Annotated in this window: 6 protein-coding genes and 1 pseudogene; 5 read left to right on the forward strand and 2 right to left on the reverse strand. The window is 58.6% G+C overall.

What is annotated here, in order from left to right; genetic code table 11:
• The 3 genes from G113_RS18945 to aqpZ all read left to right on the forward strand — a co-directional run.
• Positions 1 to 834: GGDEF domain-containing protein (locus G113_RS18945; RefSeq protein ID WP_005909409.1), on the forward strand; the 834-nt coding region annotated here is incomplete at its 5' end.
• 178 nt (positions 835 to 1,012) lie between these two features.
• On the forward strand, positions 1,013 to 1,534 hold the full coding sequence (ruvC, locus tag G113_RS18950) for a crossover junction endodeoxyribonuclease RuvC (protein ID WP_005909411.1): 522 nt from the start codon (positions 1,013 to 1,015) through the stop codon (positions 1,532 to 1,534).
• A gap of 298 nt (positions 1,535 to 1,832) precedes the next feature.
• Complete coding sequence (aqpZ, locus tag G113_RS18955) at positions 1,833 to 2,522, forward strand: aquaporin Z (RefSeq protein ID WP_005909414.1); 690 nt, start codon at positions 1,833 to 1,835, stop codon at positions 2,520 to 2,522.
• 91 nt (positions 2,523 to 2,613) lie between these two features.
• Here the strand turns inward: aqpZ and G113_RS18960 are convergent, their stop codons facing one another.
• Entirely contained in the window at positions 2,614 to 3,285 is a 672-nt protein-coding gene (locus G113_RS18960) for a lytic transglycosylase domain-containing protein (RefSeq protein WP_005909417.1), read from the reverse strand.
• 291 nt (positions 3,286 to 3,576) lie between these two features.
• Between G113_RS18960 and G113_RS18965 the strand changes: the two genes are divergently transcribed.
• Positions 3,577 to 4,020 carry a GNAT family N-acetyltransferase gene (locus G113_RS18965; protein WP_005909419.1) on the forward strand — a complete coding sequence of 148 codons (444 nt, stop codon included), beginning with the start codon at positions 3,577 to 3,579 and terminating at the stop codon, positions 4,018 to 4,020.
• On the opposite strand, the gene G113_RS18970 is transcribed toward G113_RS18965, so the two are convergent.
• A complete protein-coding gene (locus G113_RS18970) occupies positions 4,015 to 4,557 on the reverse strand; it encodes a DUF1439 domain-containing protein (protein ID WP_005909421.1) in 543 nt (180 codons plus the stop codon). The genes G113_RS18965 and G113_RS18970 overlap by 6 nt on opposite strands.
• A 97-nt stretch (positions 4,558 to 4,654) precedes the next feature.
• Between G113_RS18970 and cls the strand changes: the two are divergent.
• Positions 4,655 to 5,296 (forward strand): annotated as a pseudogene (cls, locus tag G113_RS18975) (cardiolipin synthase); the annotation flags it as partial.

Below are 5,296 nucleotides of genomic sequence, written 5' to 3' on the forward strand. Positions count from 1 at the left end.
ACGCGCTGCGCCTGGACGATCCCGCTCACTGTATTCAGCCCCGCCACCTGGTGGGTCCAGGACTATCGGATCCCGCTGCTGCAGCAAGGCGCTGACTTGAGTCGGATATTCGCCATCGAGGTGGCCAGCGGCGCCGAGATGCCCATGGGCCATTACCGGCTCAAGGTAGAGGAGCTCGTCTTCTACGGTCCCTGGTTCGAGGCGGGTCTCTTCTATCGCAGCCTGCTTGCCTTCTGGCTGGGTTATGGCCTGCTGGTATTTCTGGTGCAGCATCTGGTGCTGCGCGACAAGCTGCGCCGGACCCGGGCGGCCTGGCGGCAGGCCGAGCAGCTCAACCAGACCCTGTCCGAACAGAGCCGTCGCTCCGAGCTGGAGGCGCGCTATGACCCTCTGACCGGCGCCCTCAATCGACTCGGCGGTCAAAGTCTGCTCAATGAATTGGGAGACATGCCGCTGAGTGTCATTTATCTGGATCTCGATCACTTCAAGCTAGTCAACGACAACCATGGTCATGCCATTGGTGATGAGGTGCTCAAGCACCTGGTCAGCGAGGTGCTGGTCTGCTGCGATAGTCTGTGCCGTTTGATCCGCTGGGGTGGGGAGGAGTTCATCCTGCTCTGCCTGCACTACGAAGAGGCACGGGCGCGAACGCTGGCAGAGCGGATCCGCATCGCCCTGGCAGGGTATGAGCACTGGCCAGAGTCATTGAGAATTACCGCCTCACTCGGGGTGGCCGAGCGTCGTGGTGACGCCCTGGAGCAGGTTCTGGCGAGAGCCGATGACGCGCTTTATCGAGCCAAAGAGACGGGGCGTAACCGGGTGGAAGTGGGTTAGAGAGGAGTACCTCATTGAGAGGTTAAGTGCCTTTTGACACCGCCCCTTCCGGTGGCAACAGGTGCCAATCGATGGTTGGCCAGCCAGGCTGGCAGTACTGGTTGCAAGGCATCGGCCAAGGGGGCGCGACTTTGTGCTATCTTGGCGCCCATCATCTGCCTTCGGAACAACAGCTGTCATGAGTATCATTTTGGGGATAGATCCCGGCTCGCGGATCACGGGCTACGGTGTGCTGCGCATCGTCGCCGGCAAGGCAGAATACCTGGGCTCGGGCTGCATTCGTACCGATTGCGGTGAATTGCCAGAGCGCCTCAAACAAGTCTATGACGGTGTCTGCGAGATCATCACCCAGTTCAAACCGGACGAATTTGCCATAGAGCGGGTCTTCATGGCCCGCAACCCTGACTCTGCCCTCAAGCTGGGCCAGGCCCGTGGCAGTGCCATCGTCGCGGCGGTCAATGCCTTCCTGCCGGTGAGCGAGTATTCGGCCACCCAGATCAAGCAGGCCGTGGTCGGCACAGGGGGCGCCGCCAAGGAGCAGGTACAACACATGGTGACTCATCTGCTCAAGCTCTCCGCAACGCCTCAGGCCGATGCGGCCGATGCCTTGGGGGTCGCCCTTTGTCATTTTCATACCCGCCAGAGCCTGATCAAGATGGCTGGCCGGGTGTCAGGCTCCGTTCGCGGTCGCTATCGCTAAGCCGGACGCGCTATTGTGCTAGCCATGCCGCCCACCATTGTGCGATGTTGCCCTGAATGTCTTTTTCTTGCCCAAGGCTGCCAGAAGTTGTCGTATTCTTTTGAAACCATCGTGTAATTCCTTCTTCTATATAGGGATATCTTGCTGCAAGAACAATAACTTGTGACGAACATCACATTTTCGCCGGAAAAAGGCCCCCTCGTCATCCGCCTTCATATCTCGATAATACACTTGCTGTGATAGCAGGCTCTTGTGAGGCTTCTGTCATAGAAGACATTGATCAATCAGGAGAATTATCGTGAGACCTTATGCAGCAGAGTTTTTGGGCACCTTTTGGTTGGTGCTGGGCGGTTGTGGCAGTGCGGTGTTGGCAGCAGCCTTTCCGGATGTGGGCATCGGTCTGCTCGGGGTTTCCCTGGCGTTTGGTCTGACCGTGCTGACCATGGCCTTTGCCATTGGGCACATCTCGGGTTGCCACCTCAACCCGGCCGTGACTATGGGTCTGTGGGCCGGTGGACGTTTCCCGGCTAGCGGCGTACTGCCCTACATAGTGGCTCAGGTACTGGGTGGCATAGCCGCAGGTGCCGTGCTGTTTGTGATCGCCAGCGGCCAGACCGGCTTTGATGTGAGCGCCGGTTTTGCCTCCAACGGTTTTGGCGAGCACTCCCCTGGTGGTTACTCCATGCTGGCGGCCCTGGTATGTGAAGTGGTGATGACCGCTTTCTTCCTGTTCGTCATCATGGGCGCGACCGACAGCCGGGCGCCGGCGGGCTTTGCCCCCATCGCCATCGGTCTCTGTCTGACCCTCATTCACCTGATCAGCATCCCGGTGACCAATACTTCGGTCAACCCGGCGCGCAGTACAGGTGTGGCGCTGTTTGTGGGTGACTGGGCGGTGAGCCAGCTGTGGCTATTCTGGGTTGCACCTATCGTGGGTGGCATCCTGGGGGCCCTGGCCTACCGCATGGTGGCGACCGAGCAGAAATAGCCCCCTTTTGTGTACTGAAAAACACGCCATCTGGCGTGTTTTTTGTTTCAGGAACTTTTTGTTTCAGGAGCGGGGGCGAGGCGAGAGGGTGTCAGAGCCCCTTTGCCTTCATCATGGTGAGGTAACGCTGATGCAGCAATTGGACCCGGTTAACATAGGCCCGGGTCTCGGCATAAGGAGGTATGCCGCCATATTTCTGCACGGCGCCGGCGCCGGCGTTGTAGGCGGCGCTGGCCAGGGCCACATCCCCCTTGTATTGCTTGAGCAGGCCCGAGAGATACTTGACCCCGCCAAAGATGTTTTGTTCCGCCAGCAGGGGGTCACCGACCCCCAGTTCACGCGCGGTGGCGGGCATCAGCTGGGTGAGCCCCATGGCCCCCTTGCGCGAGACTGCCACTGGGTTGAAGGCCGACTCTGCGTGGATCAGGGCCCGGATCAGGGCAGGATCCACCTCATAGGTGTGTGCCGCGGCCTGTATGGTGCTGGCATAGTCGTAGAGGAAGAGGCCAGTGGTATTCCAGTTGACTCCTGATTTGGGGTCGCAGGCGAAGCAGTCGTTGAACAGCAGCACTTCAAAATGCCCCTGTTCCGGCTTGATGTCCGAGTAACGGGTGACCCCGTTGCTCTGCTGGGATTTGTAGACCTGGAACTGTTTGCTGGCCGCGGGTTTCTGAGGGGAGACGCTCAACATCATCACCTCGGCCGGGGGAGGGGACTGAGCCCAGGCGGGCAAGCTGGCGGCGAGTAAAATTGTGAGCAACATCCTTGTGTTCACTGTGGTACTCCTTGCATCGGTGCCAGTTGAGTAAAGCATCCAACCCTCGCAAGAACAAGGATATCCAACAAGAGTCGCCGGGTTAGAGAGGGAGGAATTGCGACAAAAGAGGCTTCTCAATGGGCTTGTTCGCGCTTATTCACAAAGCACGCAGTGCTCGCTGTTTTGTCGCCCGACCCCGTGCTATCTTCTCCGGCTGGCTGGTCTAATCAGATTGGCTGAGTGGGCGCCGAGTGCGGCAAACGGATAGGGGAGCGTGTTTTGATGGATGGCCGAGCCATGGAGCTCACTTTCGAAGAGTATTGTGATGCGGATCTTTCCCTGATCAGGGACTATTACGAAACCACATTCTCCTATTACATGCCTGATTTGAGCGAAAGGATCTTCGTGGTGCGCGATGCTCACTGGTTGATTGGCGCCGTGCGGCTGCGCGAAGAAGAAGAGTATTACCATCTCTGCGGGTTTCGCCTGCTTCCCCATTACCAGTCTCTGGGGCTGGGCTCCCGGCTGTTGCAGCTGGCTTGCCAGGATCTGATCAGCAAGCCCATCATCTGCCAGGCCTTGCCATTCGAGCAGCCCTTCTATCACAAGGTTGGCTTCGTCGATCTGGCATTGGAGGAGCTCAAGGGGCCCCTCCACAGCCATTTCATCAAGCAACACCAGCAGGGCTACCAGATAGAGCTGCTGATCCGCTATCCCGGTGAGTACGCCGTGGCCCTATGAGCCCTTGGTCAGCAGATGTATGGTGCCCGGGGTCAGCTCCAGACCAATGAGATTGTCTTTTAGCCAGACCTGCTGAGGATCCTTGTCGTCGAGTCGATAGACCGGCTGGGTCTCGAGCCGCTTCTCCATGCTCTTTAGCAGCATGTTGAGCATGAATCCGAACTTTTGCTCCGCTTCCAGAGGCTCCAGCTTGTACTCGAGCAGCTTCATGTTATCCAGGAACAGGGCGCCTTGTGTCTTGTCATAGCGCGGTCTTGCCTCGTAGGTCATGGAAAGACGGGCATCGTAGTTGGTGCTGTCAGGCAGGGTGATATTGAGCTTTCCTTTGCCAAAGACCCGGGCAGTGTCCGGGCTTTGACGCCCTATCTGGACGTCGCTCTGTTCCAACTGGACATGAGCCTTGATGATGCCGGGCAGCTCCAGCTGCTTGTCTACCTGAACCTGGGATTGCAGGTATTGATTGATTTGCTGTTCACTGATGTCATATGAGCCTTGGCCCAACATGGCCAGGCTGAGCAACATAGCGTGCAGGATCATGTGTGTGTCCTGATTGAATGGGATTGGCTCCACAGCATATCATCCCAGCTCGGCGGGATCTCCTGGCCGCCCTCATCTCATCGCCATAGGAGTTCCCGTGTTCAACACTCTGGAATATGACCTGCATCTGCTGTTCTCCCGTTTCCTGGGGCTGCTGCTGTTGCTGTTTCACACCGTCATCGTTGCCGGTGTCTCCCTGCGGGTGGTCATGAAGCGTCGCCCTATCGGGGTCTCTCTCGCCTGGCTCTCTCTCATCTATGCCATCCCCTTTGCCGGCGTCGGCTTCTATGTGCTGTTTGGCGAGGTGCGTCTTGGCAAGCGCCGGGCCGAGCGTGCTCAGGCAATGTACCGCCCTTATGCCAAGTGGATCCGCCATCTGGCCCGACTCTTCCCGCAGCACCACTGCGAGGTGAGCGAAAAGGCCCAGCCCCTGCACGATCTTATCCAGGGGCGACTCGCCATGCCCATGCTCTCCGGCAACCGCATGCTGTTGCTTCACAAGCCGGACTGGATCTTGCGCGAGATAACCAAGGACATCCGTCAGTCCAGCCAATCTTGCTATCTGGAGTTCTACATCTGGCACCCTGGCGGCTGGGCGGACGAGGTATGCGAGGCCCTGTGCGAGGTGGCGCAGCGCGGCGTGGATTGTCGTCTGCTGCTCGATTCAGTGGGAAGCAAGGAGTTTTTCCGCTCGCGCTGGCCCAAGGTGTTGCGCCAGGCCGGGGTCAAGCTGGTCGAG

The organism is Aeromonas molluscorum 848 (assembly GCF_000388115.1).
In the GTDB taxonomy this organism is placed as follows: Bacteria; Pseudomonadota; Gammaproteobacteria; order Enterobacterales; family Aeromonadaceae; genus Aeromonas; species Aeromonas molluscorum.

What these genes read in the sequence shown, in the direction of transcription:
- G113_RS18970 (WP_005909421.1), bottom strand. Translation starts at nt 4,557, where the DNA reads ATGATCCTGCACGCTATGTTGCTCAGCCTGGCCATGTTGGGCCAAGGC.
- G113_RS18960 (WP_005909417.1), bottom strand. Translation starts at nt 3,285, where the DNA reads ATGTTGCTCACAATTTTACTCGCCGCCAGCTTGCCCGCCTGGGCTCAG.
- ruvC (WP_005909411.1), top strand. Translation starts at nt 1,013, where the DNA reads ATGAGTATCATTTTGGGGATAGATCCCGGCTCGCGGATCACGGGCTAC.
- G113_RS18965 (WP_005909419.1), top strand. Translation starts at nt 3,577, where the DNA reads ATGGAGCTCACTTTCGAAGAGTATTGTGATGCGGATCTTTCCCTGATC.